Raw genomic sequence first — 23,433 nt, 5'->3', positions numbered from 1 at the left:
CGCCCCGGGGCTAGGCTGTACGCCATGCGCAATGTGCACGCCCGGCCGCTGCCAAGCCGCATCGGGCGGCCCTCGACCTCCCCTGACTCAACGCCGCGTGGAGAAAGATCGAGTTGAAGGTACTCATCGCGGATGATCATGCGCTCCTGCGCGACGGGTTGATCTCTGCCCTCGTCGGGTTGGGAGAGGAGGCGGCGACCTGCTACGAAGCGGAGGACGCGGCGCAGGTCATGGACGCGCTTGCCACGCACCCGGACCTTGATCTGATCCTGCTCGACCTCTTCATGCCGGGCGCCAACGGCTTCGAGCTCCTCAGCAGCATCTGCGACGAAGCGCCCGGCGTGCCGGTTGCGGTCCTCTCGGGAAGCGAGGACATCGCGCATATGCGCAAGGCCCTCGACTGCGGCGCGTCCGGATTCATTCCTAAGTCCAGCGATCGTGACCTGATGCTGTCGGCCCTGCGTCTGATCCTCGCCGGGGGCGTCTACGTGCCTTCCGACCTGATCCAGGCAGGCGCGCAGGCTGCCGAGGGCCTTGCGCCCGCCGCGTCAGACAGTGCGCGCACCGTTGCAACCCTCACCGCAAGACAACAGGAGGTCCTCAGACTCCTCGTCCAGGGTCGGTCGAACAAACAGATCGCCCGCGAGCTCGGGGTTTCCCAGAACACGGTGAAGGTCCATGTCGCGGCCATCCTGCGCTCCCTGGGCGCGGCCAACCGGACGGAGGCCGTGGCGCTGGCGCGCGATCTGGAACTCAAGCCCGGGGATGTCCGTCTCCCCGGATAGGGGACAGTCTGCGCATGGGATCGACCGAACCGACTCCGCGACCCCGCCTCCGGACCGAGGAAGGCGGACGCATCGGCTCGTCGCAGGACGGCACGCCTTTGGCCGGCGTCGGCATGGCAGCCGCCGGCCAACGGGGCTCAGTCGATCTGCGGCCGCCGACCGCAGAGCCGACACGAGGGCCAGCGGGTTGGCCGTCTCGGGCCCCCGTCGCCCCCTGCCGCTGATCCGCTTCAGCCGGTCGCCACCGCGTCGCCGTATGCAGCCAAGACCGTTCCCCCGGCTTCTGCGACTTCTGGGCATGCTCATGCTGGCCGCTGCATCGACGGCCCTCGCCGCCCCCCAGCAGGTTCAACTGGTGCTGAGCGGCGCGGGGGACCCGTACCGCGGTCTGGCAAGCAGCCTGGAAGCCCGGCTCCGAAGGGATGGCGATGCACGTCGCCTGGGCCTGCTCCCCATGCAGGCCAGGGAGTTCGACGGCGCTCGTGCGGACCTGACGGTGTCAGTCGGGATGAAGGCCTGCGAGACGGTGGTCGCGGCAGGGACGGCGCGTCCCGCGCTCTGCGTGCTGGTCCCCAAGGCGGGGTTCCGGCGCCTCGCGCAGGATGCGAGCACGGACCGGCTCTCCGCCATCTACCTGGATCAGCCCGTCGCCAGGCAGCTCGCGCTGGCTCGGGCGCTCCTGCCCGAGGCACGTCGTGCCGGAGTCCTGGCGGGCCCCGAGGTTCGACGCGAGGGCGCCGGGATCCATCTCAGCGCCCGCGCCGTCGGGCTCGAGGTGGACCTGGAAGCGACGGACGGCACCACCCACGACGCCGCGCGGGGGATCGGCCGCTTGCTGCGGGACACCGACCTGATCCTTGCGGTCTATGAACCGGACGTGCTCACGCCCTCCACTGCCAAGTGGCTGCTGCATCTGGCTCATCAACAGCGCCGCCCGGTGGTGGGCTTCTCACGCGCGTATGTCGAGGCGGGCGCCGTCGCCGCCGTCTTCAGCACGCCGGAGCAGATCGGGCGGCAGACCGCCGAGGCCATCCTGTCCTGGGTCCGGGGCGGCGGTCGGGGCTTGGCGCCCGCCGCCTATCCACTGGAGTTCGACATCGAGGTCAATCGCACCGTCGCCACTGCCCTGGGGCTCGAGCCGCCCTCAAATGGGAAGTTGAAAAAGCAGGTCGCGCGGATCTCGGGAGGTGTGCCCTGAAATCCCCACGAATGCATGGTGGTTTGGGGATCCGGGCGCGCATCGTGCTGCTCGCGCTGATCCCGCCGCTCGCGATCGCCCTGCTGGTCGGCGGCTATCTGGTCCGGGAGCGACTCACTCACGAGTCCGAGCATCTATGGGAACGTGGCCGAATCATCGCCGACAATCTGGCCATGGCGGCCGAGCTGGCCCTCTTCGCCCGCAATCTGAAACAGCTTCAGGGCCTGTGCGACTCGGCGCTTGGCCAGCCGGAGGTCATCTGGGTGGGGCTGCGCGGCGCAGATGGCGAGCTGCTGGCGGCGTGCGGGACACCTCCCGAGAAGCGGGACATCGCCGGGCTGTTTCGGGCGGCCATCGGCACCACGGGCGTCCAGTTGACGGACTTTCCGGACGAGACCCAGAGGGACGTCTCGCACGTCCCACTGGGTTGGGCGGAGATCCGCCTCTCGACGGAAGAGATGGCGGTCCGCCAACGCGAGATCCTCGGCGGCGGCCTCCTCCTCATCGCCGGCGCCCTGCTGCTGAGCCTGCTCGCGGCCCTGCGGATCGGCGCCGGCATCTCGGATCCGCTGCTCGCGCTGAGTGCGGCAATGAGACGCTACAGGGAGGGCCAACGCGGCGTCCGCGTCGAGAAGACGGTTCGGGGTGAGATCGGCGAGCTCGCCCGCGACTTCAATCGCATGGCGAAGGCATTGGAAGGCTCGCAGTCTGCACTTCGTGAGCAAGTCAGAGCCGCCACCGCCGAGCTGCAACGCACCGTCGAGGCCCTTTCGGCCAAGAACGCCCAGTTGGAGGCCGCCCGCCGCGAGGCCGTGGCGGCAGGACGGGAGAAACAGGCCTTCCTGGCGCGGATGAGCCATGAGATCCGAACCCCGCTCAATGCGGTGGTCGGTTTCAGCCGACTCCTTCGGGGAGACGCCGGCGGCCAGGCGGCGCTTGAATACACCCGGACCATCGACCGGGCCGCGAATCAGTTGTTGTGCGTCGTCGACGGCATCCTGGACTTCACCAAGCTGGAGTCGGGCAGCATCGAGCTGGAGCGCCTGCCGTTCGACCTGCGTGTCTGTCTGGAAGACGTCGTGACCATGCTGAGTCCAGCTGCCCACGAAAAAGGCTTGGAGCTGGCTCTCGTCCTGCATCGGGACATCCCCGAGACCCTGCTGGGGGACCCCGATCGCATCGCCCAGGTGCTCATCAACCTGCTGAACAACGCCATCAAGTTCACCGCGGCCGGGCACGTCTTCGTCGAGGCCGGGTACACCGCGGTCGAGGATGCCCAGGGCGCCGTGCGAATCGTGGTGAGCGACACCGGCATCGGCCTGTCCGAGGAGCAGCGCGCCCGGCTGTTCCAGCCTTTCGCGCAAGCGGACAGCTCGATCACGCGGCGTTACGGGGGGACCGGCCTCGGGCTGACCATCTCGAAACGCCTGGTCGAGCTCATGGGCGGGCGCATCGGGGTCGAGGCCACGCCGGGCAAGGGCAGCCGTTTCTTCTTCTCGCTACCCTGCGGACCCACCCGCCAACCGATCCCCGCCTTGGATTCCGGGCCGTTGGCCGGACGCAAGATCCTGGTCTACGACCGTCAACCCGTCCAGCTGCGGGCCCTGCGAACCATCCTGCTCGGCTGGTCCATGGAGGTCTTCAGCGCCGGGCGCAGCAATCAAATCATGGCGATGCTGAAGAGCGCGGCGGACACCGGACGACCCTTCGATCTCCTGATTCTAGGACTCGACAGGCAGGAGAGCCGCCCCAAGACCTTCGAAATACTGGTGACGCAGCTGCGCACCCGCTACCGAGGGCCGGTCCTGGTGCTTGTCGGAACCGAGCAGTGGACGCCGCCGACGACATTGCGTGAACAGGGCGATCTCGAATGGACCGTTAAACCCGTGCGCAGGTCCCTGCTGCATCAGTGCCTCTGCCGCCTCAGTGGCCAGCGCGCCAACCTCGAGGCGCCGGCTCCACCCATCGGTGTCCGGCCGCGCTATCCCGGACGCCGGGTCTTGGTGGTGGAAGACAATCCCTTCAACCGGCTTCTGATGCGCCGCCTGCTGGAGCTGCGCGAGGTGGACGTGAGCGAGGCCCGCGACGGCCCCGAAGCCATCACCAAGACGCGTCGATCCACATTCGACCTCATCTTTTTGGACGTGCACATGCCCGGGATGGACGGGCTGGAGACAGCCCGGGCCATCCGCTCCGCGCAGGCTCAGGGGACCTGCCCGCCCATTATCGCCGTGAGCGCGGACGTCTTCGGCACGCCCGGGAACGCAGGAGCGGACGCGATCTTCGATGGCTTCCTGCTGAAGCCGGTCTGGGAGGGGGCATTGGACGAGGCGCTATGCCGCGCCCTCGCATCTCCGGACCGGACGGGACCGTCGATGCCCGATTCGGCAGCCCCCGAGCACTCGGTGATCAACGCCGATGCGCCCCTCCTGCCGAGCACCCTGGACGGGCGGTTGCTGGGTGAGGTTCGGGCGCTGCTCGGGCGTCTCGCGACGGCCGTCGCCAGCCGTGACCGACACGCGGTCGGTGAGCTGTCGCATGAGCTGAAGGGACTTTGCGGTTTTTTCGGCTTGCGGGCATTCGAGACCGGCGTGCGCGAGCTGGAGCGAGCTGCCGCCGAGGCACCGCTCACCGAGCTGCAAGACCGTGTCCGGGCGCTTCAACGGCAGAGCCCCAATGGGGATTGATCGCGGGCAGGTCCTCAGGTGGACCAGATCCGCGGCGGCGACGCCTCGATACCGATCAGGCGGGGTCGCAGTGCAGACCACAGGTCGACGAAGAGACGGGCCACCGGCTCGACCTGCGGGGCAAGCGCCCGGACGACCAGGAGCTCGTCGATCAGGCTGACCCCGACCGGATGGCACACCCCGTCGCCCACGCGGCGCCGGGCGGTCGCGAGCGCATCCGCATCCGCGCCGGCTGCGATCAGGGTCGCGCACACGGCGAACCCCCGTAGATTCGCCGGGCCGTCGAGTGTCGACTCGCCGGCGAGACGCAGACGCTCCATCAGGAGCGGCCTGGCATCGCGCATCAGGCACAGGGCGATGTCTGCGCCGCCAGCGCGGAATCGCTCGCCCACCGCGGGGCGGCCCAGGCACTGGATCTCCCAGCCGATGAAACGCGCGTCTCCGGCGATCTCGACCTGCGTGCGCAGGCTGCAGACCGCCCCGGAAAAGAGGATGCTCTCGTGCGGAAACCATTCGAGGACCCCCCCCGCGGCGACCGTCAGAGACTGCCGTTGGATGGCGCGGGGACCGGCGCTGCGATAGAGCTTGGTGGCGCCCGGCGTGGTGACGAGCGCGTGCGCGCCGGCCTGGACCCGGACCTCGATGTCGAGTCGATCGCCCCCCACGACCCCGCCGGGCGGGTGCAGCAGATAAAGATGACAGGGCGGGCCCTCGGGATAAAAGGGTCGCTGGATGGTCAGCGGGCCCAGCTGACGCTTATCGACGACGCGACTGCACCCATCCCGCGAGGCAATCTCGAGCTGGAGTCTGGCGCACCAGCCCTCCCGCTCGCCCCCAGCGACCGGCCCGGCCGGCGGCTGCATGGTCACTCGGTCGCCCGAATCACCAGCTCAGGCTCCGCTCTTTGACGCCGGATCGGTCCACACAGGTGGGGCTCCGGGACCGACCGTATCATTCCTCGCTGACATACACCTCGACGCGCCGATTCTGGGCGCGTCCGGCCGGGTTCGAGTTGTCGGCGATCGGGCGCGCTGGACCAACCCCTTCGGCGCTCAGGCGTGCTGGGTCGACCCCACGCTCGATCAGCGCGGCCTTCACCGCCTCGGCGCGCTCCTGCGACAAGGCCAGGTTGGTCTCCTCGTCACCGAGGCTGTCGGTATGGCCCTCGATCCGGGCCTCGAGGTTGGGATGATCGGCAAGCAGGCTGGCGATCCGATCCAGGCTCGGCAGATCGGCGTCGGTCAGGGTCGCCGTCCCGGTCGGGAAGCGGAGCTCGGTGTCGGCCAGCTTCAGGAGCATCCCGCGAGCGGTGTAGGTCCCACCCAGCTCGGAGAAGCGCTGGTAGAGCCCGCGGAGTCTCGACACCGCCTGCTCCGCCTCGGCGCGCAGCGCGGACTGAGCTTGGCCCGACTGTCGGCGCTCTTCCTCGACGGCCGCCTCCAGCTCCGCAATCCTGGCCCGGGCCTCATCGCCGGCATCCCCTCGCGCCGCGCTGAGCTCCTGCTCTGCCCGGGACAGCGCGTCCTTGACCTCGGCGATCACAGCATCTTGATCCGCCTCTCGTTTCGCCGCCTCCGCCTGCTCGGTCGCGAGCCGCTCGGACAGGGCGGCGAGCTTGGCCTGACCCGCCTCAGCCCTGCGATCCCCGTCCGCCCTGGCCTCCGCGACGGCGGCATCGGCCTCGGACCTGACCCGGCCGAGCTCGAGCTCGGCCTGCGCGAGCCGCGCTTGCAGAAGGGCGACAGCGTCGGGCGCAAAGGATTGACGCACCCGTTCCGTCAAGGCCCCGATCCGGGACTCGGCTGCGGCCAGTTGTTCGGCTTGCGCCGCGCCGGCCTTCTCCCCGGCGGCCGCGGCCGCGGCCCTGACTTGGGCGAGCTCGGATTCGGTCCGCTCGAGACGTTCCCGCAGCGCGGCGAAGGCCTTGGGCGTGTAGGATCGACGCAGCCGTTCGGTCAAGGCCCCGATCCGGGACTCGGCTGTGGCCAGTTGTTCGGCGTACGCCGCGCGGGCCTTCTCCATCTCCATTGCGGCGGCGGCATGGCCGCCCGGCCGAGCGGGCTGGGCGCGGGCGTCGGCAAGCGCTTCCTCCAGAGTCGCAATCTGCTCGCGGTACTCGCCACGGGCGGCTTCGTACTCCGTCTGCAGCGCCTGCAGACTGGCTTGGGTCTCGGCCAGTTGGTCGGCGAGGTCCTGATCCTCTTCTCGCACAGCGGCCGCCGGCGGAAGCAGGCCGGCGGCCTGCGCCGCCCGCATCAGCTCCGCGTCCTTGGGGGTTGCCTTCGCCAACCGGACTCGCTCGTTGAGGTGACGCTCGAGCTCCGCGACCTGCTCGCGATGCTCAGCTGCGGACTCCGCGATCGCCTGCTGCAGCCCGGCGAGCTCGCGCTTCAGGGTGACGATCTGCTCCTGGGCCTCCTCGAACAGGCTGTGCAGCTCGCGGTAGGCGTTCTCCCGCTGCTCGCGCTCCTCGATCGCCTGAGCGACCTTGGCCCGCTCCGCGCCAAGCGCCTCGGCATGAGTGCGCCGGAGCGCCTGCATGTCGTCCTCGAGCTGGGCGTGGCGCAGCTCGGCCGCCGCCACCTGAGCGCCGAGCTGCTGTTTCTCTTTGGAAAGCTCACTCGCCTGCTCGGCGAGCCGCGCTTTGAGCTGTGCGACCTCGCCCTGGATCGGGCCGATCCGGGCGTCCCGGTCCTGCAGCAGGGCGAGGGTCTCAGAGATTCGCGTCTCCTTCTCCGCCAACTGGGCGTCGAGTCGGTCCGTGTACCAGTCGTAGAGCAGATAAACACCGAGCAGGGCAGCCAGCAGCATCCAGGCAATCGGCTTCAACCAGGTGGAGTTGGCACCGTTCATCGTCACCTCCCAAAGCGGTCGTTTTTATTGGAATGCGGGGCCCGGGATTATGCTGGAAAGCGCCTCCAGCCTCCAGCGAGCATATCCCCGCCACGCATGGATTTTGCCGCGATGCACGCCTCTCGCACCCACTACCGGCGTTGCGACTTCGCGCAATGGAGGCGGCTGTTACGCGTCGTCGCGCCTTGCTCTCGGGCACGATCGACGCCTCTCGCTGACCGAAAAACCCAGATGCGACGGGCATTCAACGGCACCCCGACGGCGTCCGCACGGTCCCAAGCGCTGAGCCCGCGAGTTGCCGAGGGCGGCGCCAGGCATCGCTGTCAATGGGACTCACCGGCCGCCTCGGATGCGGCTGCGAGGGCCTGCTGGGCGATCTCCAGCTCCTCGTTGGTCGGAATCACGAGGACACGCACCGCGCTCTCTGGCGTGCTGATGCATCGCTCGCCGCGCTCCTCGATCGCGAAATTGGCGCTGTCGTCCATCCTGATCCCGAGGTTCTCCAATCCTTCGCAGGCGCGGCAACGGATCTCGGCGGCATTCTCGCCGATGCCGCCGGTGAAGACGATCGCATCGACCCGCCCCAGCTCGGCACAATAGGCCCCGATGTATTTCTTGATGCGGTGAGCACTGATACCGATGGCCAGCTCCGCGCGGTCGTCGCCTGCCTCGGCCAGACGATCGATCTCGCGCATGTCGTTCACGCCACAGATACCCAGGAGGCCGCTCTGGCGGTTCAGGAGATCCTCGAGTGCGGCGGTGTCGAGCCCCAGGTTCTTGGACAGATAGAAGTGGATGGCCGGGTCGATATCGCCGCAGCGCGTTCCCATGACCAGACCCTCCAACGGCGTGAGTCCCATGGAGGTATCGACGCTCCTGCCCTCGCGGATCGCGGTCGCACTGGCACCATTGCCGAGATGCAGGGTCACCAGGTTGCATGCCGCGAGCGGCTTGCCAAGGAGAACGGCCGCGCGCTTGGCGACATAGTGGTGCGATGTCCCGTGGAAGCCGTAACGACGAATCCGGTGCTCCGTGTAGAGGAACTCCGGGATCGCATACCGGTACGCGGTCCGCGGCATGGTCTGATGGAATGCGGTGTCGAAGACGGCGACCGAAGGGACCCGGGGGAACAGCCGGCGGGTGACCTCGATGCCGGCCAGATTGGCGGGATTGTGCAGTGGCGCAAGCGGGATCACCTCCTCGATGGCCTTGGCGACCGCGTCGTCGACGAGGGTCGGCCGTTTGAAGTGCTCCCCGCCATGCACCACCCGGTGACCGATGGCGGTCAGCTCCGAGACATCGCCCAATACGCCGCTCTCGCGCAACACCGCGATGATATGGTCGATGCCCTCCTGGTGTGTGGGAATCGGCGCAGGGGCCCGACTCGTTTGCCGTTCCCCCTTCCAGTCGAGCCACTCGCCCCTGATCTCGCCCTCGGCCTCACCGATCCGCGCCACCGAGCCCGACGCGAGCGCCACCCAATCCTGGCTGCGAAAGAGCTGATACTTGATCGAGGAGCTGCCTGAGTTGACGACCAGCACCTTCATCGGGACTCCCTCCTGATCAGCCGTTCGCGGCGGAGGCCATTTCAGCATCGGCCAGCTCCGCCGCGACTGCACTGTCGTTCTGTGCCTGGATCGCGGTGATGGCCACGGTATTGACGATGTCGGTGACGGTACAGCCGCGACTGAGGTCGTTGACCGGCTTGTTCAGCCCTTGCAGGACCGGACCGATGGCGACCGCACCCGCGCTGCGCTGGACCGCCTTGTAGGTGTTGTTACCGGTATTGAGGTCGGGGAAGACGAAGACCGTGGCATGCCCGGCGACCTCGCTCTCGGGCATCTTCGAGCGCGCGACACCGATGTCGACTGCCGCATCGTACTGGATCGGCCCCTCGAGCTTGAGGTCCGGTCGTCGCTCCCGGGCGATCCGCACCGCCTCGCGCACCCGCTCCACGTCCGCACCCTTACCCGAGCTTCCGCTGGAATAGGACAACATGGCGACCCTCGGCTCGACGCCGAATGCAGCCGCAGTCCCGGCGGAGGTGATGGCGATGTCCGCAAGCTCCTCGGAGGTGGGATTCGGGTTCACTGCACAGTCGCCGTAGACCAGGACGCGGTCGGCCAGGCACATGAAGAAGACGCTGGAGACCAGCTTGACGCCGGGCTTGGTCTTGATCGTCTCGAAGGCGGGGCGGATGGTGTGCTGGGTGGTGTGGGCTGCGCCCGAGACCATGCCGTCCGCATCGCCCTCGTACACCATCAGGGTGCCGAAGTAGCTGACGTCCTCCAAGGCGTCGCGCGCCATCTGCTGGGAGATACCCTTGTGCTTACGCAGCTCGAAATAGGCCTGGGCATAGCGCTCACGGTCGGGGGCGGTCGCCGGGTCGATGATGGGGATCCCTTCCAGCTTCAGTCCGAGCTCGGCAATCCGGCGGCGGATCTTGTCCGGATGGCCGAGCAGCGTCAGGTCGACGACCTGCCGCAGGGTCAGGATCTCCGCCGCCCGCAGGATCCGCTCGTCGCTGCCCTCCGGAAGCACGATGCGCTGCCGGCGCGCCTTGGCGCGGCGGATGAGCTCGTACTCGAACATGAGCGGCGTGATCCGGTCGGAGCGGCGAACAGCGATTCGACCACGCAGCTCTTCGACGTCGACGTGGCCTTCGAAAAGGCCGAGCGCGGCCGCGATCTTGCGTTCGTCCCCAGGGAGGATCGTCGCCTCGATCCCGTTGACGTTCATGGCCGTCGTGAAGGTATCCGTCGACACGCGCAGGATCGACACCTTGGTGCGTCGCAGGCCCTCGAGCAGGCGCTGGACATTGTCGGCCGGCTGGAGACCACCGGTCAGCAGCAGACCGGCAACCCGCGGAAAGGCCGAGGAGACGTCGGCCGCGAGGGCAGCCAGGATAATGTCGGAGCGATCACCTGCAGTGATGATGAGACAGCCATCCTCGACATAGCTGAGGAAATCGGGAACCTCCATGGCCGCGATCTTGTAATTGGAGACCACCTGATTCATCGCGTCCTGGTCGCCGCAGAGACACTCGCAGTCGAGTGCCTGCTGGATCTCGCCCACGGTCGGCATTCCGAGCGCCGCTTGCCTCGGAAGCACATAAACATTCTCGTTTTCCGGCAAGAGCTTGCGCGCCCGGCTCTTGACCAGCTCGACATACTCCGGATCGATCCCGTTGATGACACTGGCGAGGAAGTCGCCACCGCGATTGCGCATGGATTCATGAGCCATGTAGAGAGCCTCCAGCGCCTCCTCGGGGCTGCGCTGAAAGCCCTTGACGACGACGACGACGCTGCAGCCGAGGTTGTTTGCGAGGTCGGCGTTGAAATCGAACTCCAAGGACGGCACCAGGCCATCGAAGTCGGTCCCCGCACAGACGACAAGCTCGCAACGCTCTTCCAGCATCTTGAATCGATTCAGGATCATTTTCAGCAGCTCGTCGTAATGTCCTGCCGCGACGAGATGGCTGGCAGTCTCCGCGGTGCACCCGTAGAGCATCTCCGGTGCGAACGGCAGATCGTAGCGGCCGCGGATGAGCTTGGTCAGGCTGTCTTGCTCGATACCCTTCGATACGATCGGGCGGAAGAACCCAACCTTGCGATTGACGGCGTAGAGCATCTCCATAAAGCCCAGGACAACGACGGATTTGCCGCTGCCGGAACCGGCCCCGGCGATGTAGACGCTTTGCATGGATTTCCCTCTCACGGACGATTGGACTGAGTCTCGCGGCGGCTCTCGGCACCCGGTCCGCCCAATGCTGCACTGCGCAAAAAGATCGAATCATGCCCGAAACACCCCGCCTGGATGTTAAGGGGACGTTTCGGGCCCGGCGCTTCGGCCTCGGGGGAACGCCGACCGGGGGAGACACCGACATATCCAACGCTGCGCGCGCCGATGATCACTGGGGACGGCGATTCATCAGACGATCCTAAAAGGCCCTCGACACCCGCCACTCGCCGTAACTCTCCGTCAAGTAGGATTTGGTGCTGATGTAATTCAAGACGTTGCGCAACCGATAGACGCCCACCACGGAGTCCACCCGAAGGAGCTCGTGGCCGCGCTCGTCGAAAAAGAGGATCGAGGGCGCGTAAAAGAGTCCGAGCTCGGCGGCCCATTGACGCGCCGTGGTCCGCTTGCCGGCCGGGGTGACCACCGGCACATCCGACCACATGTCCAACTGCACACTGTCGAGCTCGCGGAAGTAGCGCAGGATTCCAGGCTCCCGCAAGGCCTGACCGTGCAAGACATCGCAGGCATGGCAGTCGCCCTGCTCAAAAAAGACCGCGAGCGGGCGCTCGCTCGGGAAGCGGCGATCCAGATTGTAAGGAGGACTGGCAAAGAAGGACTGCTCGTTCAGGTCTCCCGGCTCGAATACCATCCGATTGTCCCCGCGGGCGAGATAGGCCCGAAAAGACTCGCGGCGGTAGTGTCCGTCGGCCACATACTCGAGCGCGGCTCGAAACTGATAGGGTGGATAGTAGCCGCGCAGCCTCAGGGCGAGCTGCCCCTCGCGGTCGTAGAAGAGCAGTGATGGCGTGAAGTTGGCGTCTTCGCGGAGCGCGAAGTCACGCTCGGTCAAGACCTCCCCGTCGATTGTCGTGACCTCGTCGACCCCCCAGACGTCGACCGGAACCAGATCGAAGTGCCGCTGCGTGTACTCGAGGACGTCTGACAGGCCAAAGTTTTCGTGCAGCAGTTTGTGACAATAGGCGCAACGCTTCTGTCCGAAATATACAATGAGCCCACTCTTCCCGGCAGCGAGCGCGTCCTCGAGATCCTGCGCGAGATCCAGGAAGCTCTCCTTGAACCAGTCGGGGTGCTCCAGGAGATCGCCCCGCGGATAATCGTCGAAGTCGTAGACGGCCGCGTCGGGGCGGGAGGACTCCTCGGACTGCGAGACGCTTGTACCCGCCAGGAGGCAGAAGATCAAGAGAACCGCCGCACGGGCGGACAAGCGAAGCATAGGGGATCTCCTGTGGTGTGGGGCGTCAACGCCTCCCGCGGCGCACCCGGTTGTCGCGAGTCTAGTCCCTCGCTGCCCGACTCAAGATCGAGTCCGCAGGACCCGCATCGCGACGAGCAATGCCGCGACCGATCGGGCCTCGTCGAAATCAGCGCGAGCAAGCAAGTCATCGACGTTTTTCAGGCTCCAGGGCACGACCTCGATCGGCTCCGGCTCGTCGCCGGGCAGGCGCTTGGCATAGAGGTCCCGGGCCAGCACGATGAGGCTATGATGCTCGATATAGCCGGGTACAAGGGAGACACGCTTGATCATTCGCAGGTCCCGTGCGCCATAGCCGATCTCCTCCTGGATCTCGCGATTGGCGGCATCCAACGGATCTTCTCCGGCTTCCACCACGCCCTTCGGCAGGCCCAGCTCGTAACGGTCGCTGCCCGCCCCATATTCTCGGATCAAGAGGACCGTCTCGGCATCGAGCATGGGCACGATCATGACAGAATCCACGCCACCGGGGACCCGTTCAAAGGTACGGCGCGCGCCGTTCGCGAACTCCAGATCGACCTCTTCCACCCGAAACAAGCGGCTTTGGGCGACGATTCGGCGATTCAGGATCTTCGGTTTCTGAGGCATGCGTCAGACTCCGGCGAGGCGAGGCGCACCGAAGCGGCTGCAGAGACTCCAGGCCACGAGGCACCCATCATGATCGACTGGGGTCAGATCGACACGGTCTTTCTGGACATGGACGGCACCCTGCTTGACTTGCATTTCGACAACCATTTTTGGCTCGAGCATGTCCCGCGGCGCTACGGTGAGGCACGCGGACTGGCCCCGGAGGTGGCCAAGTCCGAGCTCCTGAAGCGCTATCGCGACATCGAGGGCACCCTGGATTGGTACTGTGTCGACCACTGGAGCCGCGAGCTCGGCCTCGATATCGTCCTGCTCAAACAGGAGGTCGAGCACCTGATCGCGATCCATCCCCACGTCGTCGACTTTCTGGAGGCGCTCGCGGCACAAGGCAAACGCCGGGTGCTGGTCACCAATGCCCACCAGAAGGCACTCGCGCTCAAGCTCTCGCGCACCCGGCTCGGCGGGCAGCTCGAGCGGATCATCTGCTCGCATGACCTCAAGGTGGCCAAGGAGTCGCCCGGCTTCTGGGCGCTTGTACAGGAGATCGAGCCATTCGATCTTGCGCGAACCCTGTTTGTCGACGACAGCCTGAGCGTCTTGCGGGCCGCGCGCAGCTTCGGGTTCCGGTGGTTGATTGCGGTGATCGAGCCGGACTCACGCGGCCCCCGTCGGCAGATCGAGGGCTTCCCGGCGATTGCCAATTTCGCGGAGCTGCTTCCCGGGCTGCAAGCCGCCTCGGCGACCCAACCATTGCCCCGTGGATAGGCGGGGCTCCGGAGGCCTGGGTGCGTCGCTCACGGCGTGTCGCGTGTCACGAGACCTCACGCGAGCCGACCCACTCAGACAGACGGGGGCCACGCGCCGGTCGATCAATCAGCCGGCTCGACGGCTTGACCCGGCGGCGTCCGCTCGGCGATCTGCCCGCCCGGGCGCTTGGACCGGCGCCGCCGGCGCCGCGGCTTCGGCTCGCCGGACGGGTCGTCCGAGCTGGGGGTGTCCGCGAGCCCATCCGCACCCGGGGGCGAGACCGCGGCTGCGGTCCGGGCGGTCAACGCGGCCTCCTCGCGGCGCGCTGGTGGTTCGGGCGCCGAACCCGCACCGCCCGGATCGACATCGACCTTTCCGCGAGACCGTCGCGGGTCGGAGCGCCGGTCAGGGCGCGCTGCGGCCTTGCCGCGGGACGCCACGCGCGCGGGGCGCGCGTCGCATCGATCCTCTCTGTCCGGGCGCAGCCTGCTGCGCGGGTCGACCTTCGCCAACATCCCTGGGTCGATAGGCTCGACGGGGATTTTCGTCCCGATGAACGCCTCGATATCGGGCAGGCAAAAGGCATAGGTCTCGCAGACGAAGCCGATGGCGTCTCCGGCGGCCCCGGCGCGCGCCGTCCGTCCAATGCGGTGAACATAGTCCTCCGGATCCTCGGGCAGGTCATAGTTCACCACGTGGGTGACGTCCGGGATGTGCAGCCCGCGCGCGGCAACGTCCGTGCCCACCAGGACCGGCAGCCTGCCCTCGGTGAAGTCCTTCAAGAGCTTCAGGCGCTTCTTCTGGGGCACATCCCCGGAGAGCACCGCGGCATTGATGCCGTTGCCCTGCAGGAAGCCCCAGACGCGATCGGCCTCTCGCTTGGTGTTCACGAAAACCATGATGCGCGAGTCGTCCCAGCGGCGCACCAGACCCAACAGCAACGGGATCTTCTCCTCATTCGAGGTCATGTAGCAACGCTGCCGCACCCGGTCCGCCGTGATCGTATCGGTCTCGATCTTGACCAGCTGGGGATGATTCATATGCTCGTAGGCGAGCTCGGTCACCCGATAAGAGAGTGTCGCCGAGAACAACAGGCCCTGTCGGGTCTCCGGTGGCGGCATGCGACGGAGCAAAAAGCGAATGTCCTTGATGAAACCAAGATCGAACATCCGGTCGGCCTCGTCGAGCACAACGGCCTCGATCGCCTTCAAGTCGAAGACGCGCTGCTTGAGATAGTCGATCAGGCGCCCCGGCGTCCCGATCAGAATGTCGACGCCGGCGGCGAGCGTGTCGCGCTGCTCCTGGTAGCCCGCACCACCATAGACGACCGCGAAGCGCAAGCCGGTATACTTGCCGAGAAGCCGAGTATCCCGATGGATCTGCACGGCCAACTCGCGGGTCGGTGCGAGGATCAGTGCCCTGGGACGCGCCACCTGCCCCGCCGGCGGGGGCGACTCCCGCAGCAGACGCTGCATCAACACGATGAGGAAGGCCGCAGTCTTGCCAGTGCCCGTCTGAGCCTGGCCGGCGACGTCCCGACCGGCCAATGCGATCGGCAGGGTCTGGGCCTGGATGGGCGTGCAGCGGGTGAAACCGGCCTCGGCGAGGCCATCGAGGATCCGTTGATCGAGCGCGAAGCCGTCGAAGCGGGTCTGGGTGAGATGCGTGTCGGTCATGACGTCGAGAGTCCCTGGAGCTACGCGCCTCGCGGACGGGCAAGGCTTGCAAATTTTCTTCGCATTGGATCAAATAGCATCTTACTCAAGGGCACATACCAACGCCAATTCGCCCGCCTGTTACGCGACCCGTTCGCGCCTCGCCCCAGCGCTCAGCCTGCCGCCGTCATCCGCGGACCCCGATGCTAGAAAACAACGGCCCGTGCTGAACCGAGACTTATGGGAGATCACTTCAGTGAACGACAGCATCGTCCATGTGACCGATGATTCTTTCGAAGACGAGGTCTTGAAATCCGCCGAACCGGTGCTCGTGGACTACTGGGCGGACTGGTGCGGACCCTGCAAGATGATTGCACCCGTGCTTGACGAGATCGCCGGGGAATATGCGGGCCGCATCAAGGTCGCGAAGCTCAACATCGACGAGAATCCCAACACTCCCCCGCGCTACGGGATCCGTGGAATTCCGACACTGATGTTGTTTCGGGAGGGCGAAGTCGAGGCGACCAAGGTCGGAGCGGTCTCCAAATCCCAACTCACGGCATTCATCGACAGCAACCTCTAAGTTGACTTCGCGCCGGCCCGCTGACAAACCAATCCGCGAGCCGGGCATCGAGCCAGCGTTCCCGACAATTGATGCGCGCACGGGGCAACCCTCGGGCGCCCTCTCTCCGACAAGTCACCGCTCCAAACCGCATTCGCCCGCGACATGGATCCCGCACGGGGCGTCGCACACCATTCCTCACCTACGACAGAACGTGATGAACCTAACCGAATTAAAGAAGACGCCCGTGCCCGACCTGGTCGCGCTGGCCCAGTCCATGGAAATCGAAGGCGTTGGGCGCTCGCGCAAGCAAGACCTCATCTTCGCGATCCTGAAGGCGCAGGCCAAACGAGGGGAAGACATCTACGGCGACGGTGTGTTGGAGATCCTGTCGGACGGATTCGGTTTCCTCCGCTCGGCGGACGCCTCCTATCTCGCCGGACCCGACGACATCTACGTCTCGCCCAGCCAGATCCGCCGCTTCGCTCTGCGCACCGGCGACACGATCTCCGGCAAGATTCGTCCCCCCAAGGACGGGGAACGCTACTTCGCCCTACTCAAGGTCAACGACATCAACTTCGACCGGCCGGAAAACGCCAAGTCGAAGATACTGTTCGAAAACTTCACCCCGCTGTTCGCCCAGAAGCGTTTGACCCTGGAGATCGGCAACGGCAGCACCGAGGACATCACGGCCCGCACGATTGATCTCGTGGCACCGATCGGTAAGGGCCAGCGCGGCCTCATCGTCTCGCCGCCCAAGGCCGGCAAGACGATGATGCTGCAGAACATCGCCCAGTCGATCGGCCACAACCACCCCGACTGCTATCTGATCGTGCTCCTGATCGACGAGCGCCCGGAAGAGGTCACGGAGATGGCACGCTCGGTGCGGGGCGAGGTCATCTCCTCGACCTTCGACGAGCCAGCCACCCGCCACGTACAGGTGGCCGAGATGGTGATCGAGAGGGCAAAACGTCTCGTCGAGCACAAACGCGACGTGGTCATCCTGCTTGACTCCATCACCCGTCTCGCCCGCGCCTACAACACCGTCGTTCCCTCCTCGGGCAAGGTCCTGACCGGCGGCGTGGACGCCAACGCCCTGCAGCGGCCCAAACGCTTCTTCGGCGCCGCGCGCAACGTCGAGGAAGGCGGCAGTCTGACCATCCTCGCGACTGCCTTGGTCGACACCGGCTCGCGCATGGACGACGTCATCTATGAGGAGTTCAAGGGCACAGGCAATATGGAGATCCACATGGATCGCCGCATCGCCGAGCGTCGCATCTTCCCTGCCATCAACATCAACCGCTCCGGCACCCGCCGCGAGGAGCTGCTGATGAACCCCGCCGAGCTGCAGAAGATGTGGATCCTGCGCAAGATCCTGCACCCGATGGACGAGCTGGCGGCAATGGAGTTCCTGCACGACAAACTGAAGGCGACCAAGACCAACGACGAGTTCTTCGCGTCGATGAAGGGTTGAGGCCGAGCCCCGTCGACCGGCCAACAGGGCCATCAGCCTGACCCAAAGCCATCCCCTTCAGCAATCTGCTTCGAGAAAGCCAAGCGGCGTCCAGCTGAGCACTGCCTGCCGTCCGCGGTGATCATCGATGCGAGAGCCAAAACCGCTACGCCCGATCTGGCCTCCTCTCGTGGTGCGGGAAAGCCGCAGGGGATCGCGAAGCCAAGGTGGCCCGGGACCGACAGACCGGGTGCGGCGATCGCCCGACCCACTCACACATCATGAGATTCTGGCGTTGGTCGAGCCCTTCACGCGCCGCGGAAGGCATGTCGATCTTGCCGCGAGCGACCGCCTCACGCGGCGTCTCCTGTTCAAGCCGACGCTGCGCACCCTCGCACAAGGCGGCTCGCCTCCCATCGCAACGCTGGGTGTCAAAGAAACCCTCAAGCTCGAGGCCCCCGGAAGCCGGCACTTCCGATTGACCAGGATACTGACCGACGAGGCGGGTCGGGTGGCGATGCTGCGGGTCGACGGACCGGAGCCCGGGAAACTGATCGAGCAGGTGGACGCGGTCGACCCGGCCCGGCAGCTTCCAACGCTCGCCGGTCTCCGGGTCGCGAGGAGCTATCGCCTCGAGACCGGTCTCGAGAGGACCGGGAAGACGGTGTCGGCGACTCGCCTCGTCCTGCTGAACGCCGCGACCGAGCTCGCCGGGATCGCTGTCACACTCGACGCCCAGGGCGGGCACGGGATGCCCGCCGAGGTGCGCTTATGCATGGCCCCGGAGCACGCGATCAGGCCACCGGAGGATCTCTTGGCGGTCCTGGGATGGGCATGGGGGCCACTGCGTCCGACCGAGAACGGTTGGCGCGCCCATCTGCGCGTACCCGGTTCCGAGCCGGCACGCACGCCGGATGTCGAGGCCAAGCTCGCACGGACCCTAGAGCACCTCGTCGGGACGCTCTGCGCGCCGCCGAAGCGCTTCCACCGCGTCTGGCAACGGGAACGTCAGCGCGTCCTGCTGCGACGGGCACTCGGCCTTCTGGCGATCGGCGGCTCGCTGGCGGCGGGGCCCGCGCTGCTGTTGATCGGCGCCCCAGCGGGATCACCGCTGCGCCTGTTGTCGTTCGGCATCCCGGCGCTACTCATCCTCGTCCTGCTCTCGAGGCACGAGACGCCGCTCATGAAACCGCCCGCGCTGCCGAGACCCCTCCCCGACGATGCCTGGGACCCGCTCCCCCGAGACGCGGTCAGCAGTCCGTGAACGCTGCGCGTTCAAGACGAGTCGCGACGGAACCGCGGGAACGCGCGAACAGCTGCCGGGACCTGAGCCAGGCCCCGGGGCCGCCAGCGAAACGGGTCATTACGGATGCGCGAGAGGCCCCTGGACTCTTCTCAGTCGCACCTTCGCGGTGCAAAGCCCCTTGATCCCGGAGTCACCGCAGCGAGATGAGATACGCGATCAGGTCCGCCAGCTGCTGCTCGGTCAGCGCGGCCTTAGGCATCGTGGCGGTCGGAATCGCCGCCTTGGGATCGGTGAAATAGAGCCGGAGCCAGGCGGCATCGCGTCTCAGTCCGACGCCGTCCAGGCGACCGCCAAGCTCGGCCCAGCCGTCGTGAATCCCGGTCCGGACCTTGGCAGCCAGATAGCGAGCGGGGCTCTCGTGAGGCAGATGGCAATCCGTGCAGCCCGCCGCGACCCCTCCGGGGTTGCGGCCACCGTGGACATCTCGGTCGTAGGCCTCGGCGAAGGGTTCCATTGAGTGGCATGTCGTGCAGAACTCCCGGTCGGAGGTCGACTGGATCGCGCCCTCGGTCAGGATCCAGCCGCCAGCCATCGCGATCGAGACCAGGATGAGCAGGCCCGCGGCGAGCCCAAGCCACTTGAGTGTTCGCGTCATGGGATCCTCCCGTTGGATCGATCAGCGAGCCCAGCGATGGCGTATCAGCGTGATCGCTTCAATCCTGCGCCCGGCCGCGGCAACCCGACGGTCGATAGAAGCCGACCTCGCCGATACAGATATCCGCTCGAAAGACGCGCCCGATGCCGAGAATCCCAAGCTTGGTGAGACGCCGCGTATCCAGTCGCTGGACGAGCCGGTGCGGCTGAAACGAATCGAACGGCAGGCATATCGCCCGCCAGTCCGGACCGGCCACGAAGGTGGCGCGATAGGACTGCCAGGGCAAGACGGTCGCTGTGGTCTTGAGGTGAAGATTGTAGACCTCGCCGTTGCCGCGAACCAGGAGCCGCACCCCCGCAAAGCCGTGTGCGTCGAGCGCTGCACTGCTCCCGCCTGGCAAGGTCAGATCCAACACCGCCTGCACGAAACCGCCGTTGTTGGCCAGACTGACATCGCCACTGAGACAGAGCGCGGGCCGTCCGTCGACAACCCGTCGAGCGATCGCACCCTCCGAGCGGCCGCCCATCACTCGATCAGTCACAACGCGCCAGCCCGTGCCGAGCGCCGAGAGGCCATCCGGGCGGGAAAGGTCGTCGACGAGGCCATGATCGGCGCCGGAGGTATTTGAGATTCCGAGCATGAGCACCATTCCCAAGACGATGGCATGAACCGGGTCAGCTTGATCCATTCGAGACATGAAACGGCACTCGCCCGCCGGCGCGCGAGACTGTCTGACTTGAGGCTGATCTACTGCGCCGGCGGGACAGCGGTCCAGATCCGCCCGATTCCTCTTTCCATAGACCCATTATGCGCCTCAAAATCCGTCGAATCTGCCCTCGCTCTCCCACTCGGCTCGCGGCGATCGCTCAAGTCCGACAGGCTCCTAGCGTGACGAATCAATCCCATCTCCCTCTCGGGAGGGCCCGGCCGTTCGTCGCCGCGGCCCTCGCCGCGGCGATCTGGGCATTGCTCGGGACGGCGAGCGGCGACGCCACAAGCATGCGTCCCCAACACCTACCGATCTCGGCCGAGGCCGAGATCGGCGGGCAGACGATTCTCCTCGAGGTCCCGCGAACCGCGGAGGAGCGCGCCCTGGGTCTGATGTTTAGACAGCCCCTCGCCAATGACCGCGGGATGCTGTTCTCCAACCATCCGGCGCGCCCGGTCCGCATGTGGATGAAGAATGTCCCGGTGCCCCTCGATATGGTCTTCATCCACGAGGGACGCGTCGTCGGCCTGCTCGAGCAGGTGCCACCGTGCGCCGAGACACCCTGTCCGATCTATGGCCTCGGCACACGGCCCGTCGATCACGTGCTGGAGCTTCGGGGAGGGCGCATCGCCGAGCTGGGACTCCAGCCGGGTGATCCCATTCGGATCGTCCAGCCGATTCAATGAGTGCGCGAAGCTCGCTGCATGGGACTGCATCGGCTTCGTCCGATTCAGCTGCCTCATGCACCTGGATGAGGTCTCAGCCGAAGAAGCAAGGGCTCCTAGGAAACAAGCCCGGTGAGCGCACTCAGGAAGACCGCATTCTCCTCGGCCCGCCCAACCGTGACCCGCAGACAGTCCTCGAGCATGGGGTGGGACCCGTTGAGGTTCTTGATCAAGATACCCTCACCCTGCAAGCCGCTGAAGATCGCATCCGTGCGACCTTTGGGGGCGCGGAACAGGATGAAGTTGGCCTCGCTCGGGTAGGGATGCACGCCATCCAAGCTCGACAAGGCGGCCAGGAGGTTGTGGCGCTCGGCACGGATCGCCTGCGCCTGCGCGTCGAGGAGGGACTTGTGACGGAGCGCAAAGGCCGCGGACGCCTGAGTGAGGGCATTGATATTGTATGGCAGTCGGACCTTGTCGATTTCGTCGAGCCAGACCTGCGGACCGACCAGATAGCCGAGACGCAGACCCGCCAGACCCATCTTCGACAGGGTGCGCAGCACCAGCAGGTTCGGCCAATCGCCGAGGAGAGCCAAAAAACTGCAGTCGGTGAACGGCGCATAGGCCTCGTCGACGATCACCAGCCCGGGCGCTGCCTCGATCATGCACACAACGTCGTCGGCATCGAAGCGGTTGCCGGTCGGGTTGTTCGGATACGCCAGAAAGACCAATGCAGGCTGCTCGCGCTCGATGGCTTCGAGCACTGCCGGCAGGTCGACGGAGAAGTCCTCTGGGCGCAAGGGGACGCCAACGTACTCCATTCCGGCAAACCGGGCGATCATCCGGTACATGACGAAGCCCGGCTCCAACGACAGGACCTTGCGGCCGGGTCCGGCGACCGCCAACGCCAGCATCTGGATCAGCTCGTCGGATCCGTTGCCCAACAGCACCGCCATCTCGGATGGGATCTCCATGGCCTCCCGCAGTGCGGCCTGGACCGCAGGACCCTGCGGCTCCGGATAGCGGTTCAACGCCACGGCGCGCAGCACCTCGAGCCATTCGGACTTCAACGTCTCGGGCCAGCCATAGGGGTTCTCCATGGCGTCGAGCTTGATCATTCCCGCGTGATCCGGGACATGATAGGCCGCCAGGGCGCGGATATCGGATCGAATGAGGCGGTCGATCAGGTCATGCATGGGCATCGCAAGTGACAGGTTGCGCCGGACGCCCGGTCGGGAGACCGGCACCCAAGGCGCCATGGGCCGAATCGGATGGGATCGGAGCCGATGACCGAGGCATGCGTCCGGCTCCGCCCACCATCACCTTGCCTCACCGCGATATTCTGCGGATCGGGCGTGCGCCGTCAGCCCCTCTCCCCTGGCGAGCACCGAGGCGGTCTTTGCCATCTCGGCCGCGCCCGCCGGTGAGGCCATGATCAGACTGGAGCGTTTCTGGAAGTCATAGACCCCTAGCGGAGAGGAAAAGCGCGCCGTGCGCGAGGTCGGCAGCACATGGTTTGGTCCGGCGCAATAGTCGCCGATGGCCTCGGCGGTATGACGCCCCATGAAGATCGCACCGGCGTGGCGGATCCGACCGACGACCGCCGCCGGGTCCTCGAGCGATAACTCGAGATGCTCCGGCGCGATCCGATTGGCGACAGCGATCGCATCGTCCAGGTCACGCGCTCGGATGAGCGCCCCGCGGGTCCCCAGGGCCGCGGCGATGATGGTCTCACGCTCCACGGTCGGCAAGAGCCGCTCGATGCTCGAGGCGACCCGATCGAGAAAGTCGACATCCCAGCTCACCAGGATCGATTGCGCATCCTCGTCATGCTCGGCCTGCGAGAAGAGGTCCATCGCGATCCAGTCCGGATCCGTTCGCCCGTCACAGATCACCAGGATCTCGGAAGGACCCGCGACCATGTCAATACCGACCTGGCCATACAGGGCGCGCTTGGCGGTCGCCACATAGATGTTGCCCGGACCGACAATCTTGTCGACGCCGGGGATCGTCTCGGTTCCGAACGCCAAGGCGGCGACGGCTTGGGCCCCACCGACCGCGAAGGCCCGGTCGGCACCGGCGACGCAGGCGGCCGCCAGGACCAGCTCGTTGACCTCACCATCGGGGGTCGGCACCACCATGATCAGCTCACCGACACCGGCGACTTTGGCCGGAATCGCGTTCATCAGGACCGAGGAGGGGTAGGCCGCCTTGCCACCGGGCACATAGAGTCCGACCCGATCCAACGGGGTGACTTGCTGGCCCAACAGGGTCCCGTCCGCCTCCGTATAGCTCCAGCTTTCGAGCTTCTGCCGCTCGGCGTAGGCGCGAATGCGCGCGGCAGCCGTCTGCAGAGCCTCGCGTTGCGTTGCCGGAATGCCGGACCATGCCGCCTCGAGGCGTGCACGCGGGATCTCCAGATCGGCGGCCGAGGCCGGCGTCCAGCGATCGAGCTGCGCCGTGTATTCGAGCAGGGCGGCATCGCCGCGTGCGCGGACGGCGTGGATGATCATGGCCACGGTCTGCTGAACCCGATCGTCCGAGACCGAGTCCCACGCCAGCAGCCGGTCCAGAGACGCCTGGAAATCGGAATCCATGGTGGAGAATTGTCTGATTTGG

At 66.4% G+C, this 23,433-nt stretch carries 19 protein-coding genes; 8 read left to right on the top strand and 11 right to left on the bottom strand.

What is annotated here, in order from left to right:
- Nucleotides 1–113 precede the first annotated feature (113 nt).
- The 3 genes from LJE61_RS00615 to LJE61_RS00605 all read left to right on the top strand — a co-directional run bounded on the left by LJE61_RS00615 (nucleotide 114) and on the right by LJE61_RS00605 (nucleotide 4,670).
- Entirely contained in the window at nucleotides 114–785 is a 672-nt protein-coding gene (locus tag LJE61_RS00615; RefSeq protein ID WP_296910159.1) for a response regulator transcription factor, read from the top strand.
- A 256-nt stretch (nucleotides 786–1,041) separates the two neighbouring features.
- Nucleotides 1,042–1,983 (top strand): ABC transporter substrate-binding protein, encoded by a 942-nt coding sequence (locus tag LJE61_RS00610; RefSeq protein ID WP_296910158.1) that lies wholly within the window; start codon nucleotides 1,042–1,044, stop codon nucleotides 1,981–1,983.
- Between the two features lie 11 nt (nucleotides 1,984–1,994).
- The gene (locus LJE61_RS00605) at nucleotides 1,995–4,670 is read left to right on the top strand and encodes an ATP-binding protein (protein ID WP_296910157.1); all 2,676 of its coding nucleotides are present in this window, start codon (nucleotides 1,995–1,997) and stop codon (nucleotides 4,668–4,670) included.
- A gap of 14 nt (nucleotides 4,671–4,684) precedes the next feature.
- Here the strand turns inward: LJE61_RS00605 and LJE61_RS00600 are convergent, their stop codons facing one another.
- From LJE61_RS00600 to nudE, 6 genes are all read right to left on the bottom strand, one after another.
- Nucleotides 4,685–5,533 (bottom strand): urease accessory protein UreD, encoded by an 849-nt coding sequence (locus LJE61_RS00600; RefSeq protein WP_296910156.1) that lies wholly within the window; start codon nucleotides 5,531–5,533, stop codon nucleotides 4,685–4,687.
- Between the two features lie 88 nt (nucleotides 5,534–5,621).
- Nucleotides 5,622–7,523, bottom strand: coding sequence for an OmpA family protein (locus LJE61_RS00595; RefSeq protein ID WP_296910154.1), 1,902 nt, complete (start codon nucleotides 7,521–7,523; stop codon nucleotides 5,622–5,624).
- 323 nt (nucleotides 7,524–7,846) lie between these two features.
- Complete coding sequence (locus LJE61_RS00590; protein ID WP_296917078.1) at nucleotides 7,847–9,070, bottom strand: acetate/propionate family kinase; 1,224 nt, start codon at nucleotides 9,068–9,070, stop codon at nucleotides 7,847–7,849.
- A gap of 16 nt (nucleotides 9,071–9,086) precedes the next feature.
- Nucleotides 9,087–11,225: a phosphate acetyltransferase gene (gene pta / locus LJE61_RS00585; protein ID WP_296910152.1), complete on the bottom strand. Its 2,139-nt coding sequence runs from the start codon at nucleotides 11,223–11,225 to the stop codon at nucleotides 9,087–9,089.
- 238 nt (nucleotides 11,226–11,463) lie between these two features.
- Nucleotides 11,464–12,498 (bottom strand): thioredoxin fold domain-containing protein, encoded by a 1,035-nt coding sequence (locus tag LJE61_RS00580; RefSeq protein ID WP_296910151.1) that lies wholly within the window; start codon nucleotides 12,496–12,498, stop codon nucleotides 11,464–11,466.
- 81 nt (nucleotides 12,499–12,579) lie between these two features.
- Nucleotides 12,580–13,125, bottom strand: a complete 546-nt coding sequence (gene nudE, locus LJE61_RS00575; RefSeq protein ID WP_296910150.1) for an ADP compounds hydrolase NudE — start codon at nucleotides 13,123–13,125, stop codon at nucleotides 12,580–12,582.
- Between the two features lie 69 nt (nucleotides 13,126–13,194).
- On the opposite strand from nudE, the gene yrfG reads away from it, so the two are divergent.
- Nucleotides 13,195–13,887 carry a GMP/IMP nucleotidase gene (yrfG, locus tag LJE61_RS00570; protein ID WP_296910148.1) on the top strand — a complete coding sequence of 231 codons (693 nt, stop codon included), beginning with the start codon at nucleotides 13,195–13,197 and terminating at the stop codon, nucleotides 13,885–13,887.
- Between the two features lie 104 nt (nucleotides 13,888–13,991).
- On the opposite strand, the gene LJE61_RS00565 is transcribed toward yrfG, so the two are convergent.
- Nucleotides 13,992–15,545, bottom strand: a complete 1,554-nt coding sequence (locus tag LJE61_RS00565) for a DEAD/DEAH box helicase (RefSeq protein ID WP_296910147.1) — start codon at nucleotides 15,543–15,545, stop codon at nucleotides 13,992–13,994.
- 235 nt (nucleotides 15,546–15,780) lie between these two features.
- On the opposite strand from LJE61_RS00565, the gene trxA reads away from it, so the two are divergent.
- From trxA to LJE61_RS00550, 3 genes are all read left to right on the top strand, one after another.
- Nucleotides 15,781–16,107, top strand: coding sequence for a thioredoxin TrxA (gene trxA, locus LJE61_RS00560; protein WP_296910146.1), 327 nt, complete (start codon nucleotides 15,781–15,783; stop codon nucleotides 16,105–16,107).
- 196 nt (nucleotides 16,108–16,303) lie between these two features.
- Nucleotides 16,304–17,560 (top strand): transcription termination factor Rho, encoded by a 1,257-nt coding sequence (gene rho / locus LJE61_RS00555; RefSeq protein ID WP_296910145.1) that lies wholly within the window; start codon nucleotides 16,304–16,306, stop codon nucleotides 17,558–17,560.
- A gap of 274 nt (nucleotides 17,561–17,834) precedes the next feature.
- The gene (locus tag LJE61_RS00550) at nucleotides 17,835–18,803 is read left to right on the top strand and encodes a hypothetical protein (RefSeq protein ID WP_296910144.1); all 969 of its coding nucleotides are present in this window, start codon (nucleotides 17,835–17,837) and stop codon (nucleotides 18,801–18,803) included.
- A gap of 172 nt (nucleotides 18,804–18,975) precedes the next feature.
- Here the strand turns inward: LJE61_RS00550 and LJE61_RS00545 are convergent, their stop codons facing one another.
- Nucleotides 18,976–19,440 (bottom strand): NapC/NirT family cytochrome c, encoded by a 465-nt coding sequence (locus LJE61_RS00545; RefSeq protein WP_296910142.1) that lies wholly within the window; start codon nucleotides 19,438–19,440, stop codon nucleotides 18,976–18,978.
- A gap of 58 nt (nucleotides 19,441–19,498) precedes the next feature.
- Entirely contained in the window at nucleotides 19,499–20,128 is a 630-nt protein-coding gene (locus LJE61_RS00540) for a CIA30 family protein (protein WP_296910141.1), read from the bottom strand.
- A 200-nt stretch (nucleotides 20,129–20,328) separates the two neighbouring features.
- Here LJE61_RS00540 and LJE61_RS00535 point away from each other — a divergent pair, with 200 nt between their 5' ends.
- Nucleotides 20,329–20,835: a DUF192 domain-containing protein gene (locus tag LJE61_RS00535; RefSeq protein WP_296910140.1), complete on the top strand. Its 507-nt coding sequence runs from the start codon at nucleotides 20,329–20,331 to the stop codon at nucleotides 20,833–20,835.
- A 95-nt stretch (nucleotides 20,836–20,930) separates the two neighbouring features.
- Here the strand turns inward: LJE61_RS00535 and hisC are convergent, their stop codons facing one another.
- Nucleotides 20,931–22,010: a histidinol-phosphate transaminase gene (gene hisC, locus LJE61_RS00530; protein ID WP_296910163.1), complete on the bottom strand. Its 1,080-nt coding sequence runs from the start codon at nucleotides 22,008–22,010 to the stop codon at nucleotides 20,931–20,933.
- A 123-nt stretch (nucleotides 22,011–22,133) separates the two neighbouring features.
- Entirely contained in the window at nucleotides 22,134–23,411 is a 1,278-nt protein-coding gene (gene hisD / locus LJE61_RS00525) for a histidinol dehydrogenase (RefSeq protein WP_519972631.1), read from the bottom strand.
- Nucleotides 23,412–23,433 lie beyond the last annotated feature (22 nt).

Origin of the sequence: Thiocapsa sp. (genome assembly GCF_022340925.1) — a bacterium.
Classification (GTDB): domain Bacteria; phylum Pseudomonadota; class Gammaproteobacteria; order Chromatiales; family Chromatiaceae; genus Thiocapsa.
The sequence above is the reverse complement of the archived record's forward strand: the minus strand, read 5'-3'. Positions and strand labels throughout refer to the sequence as shown.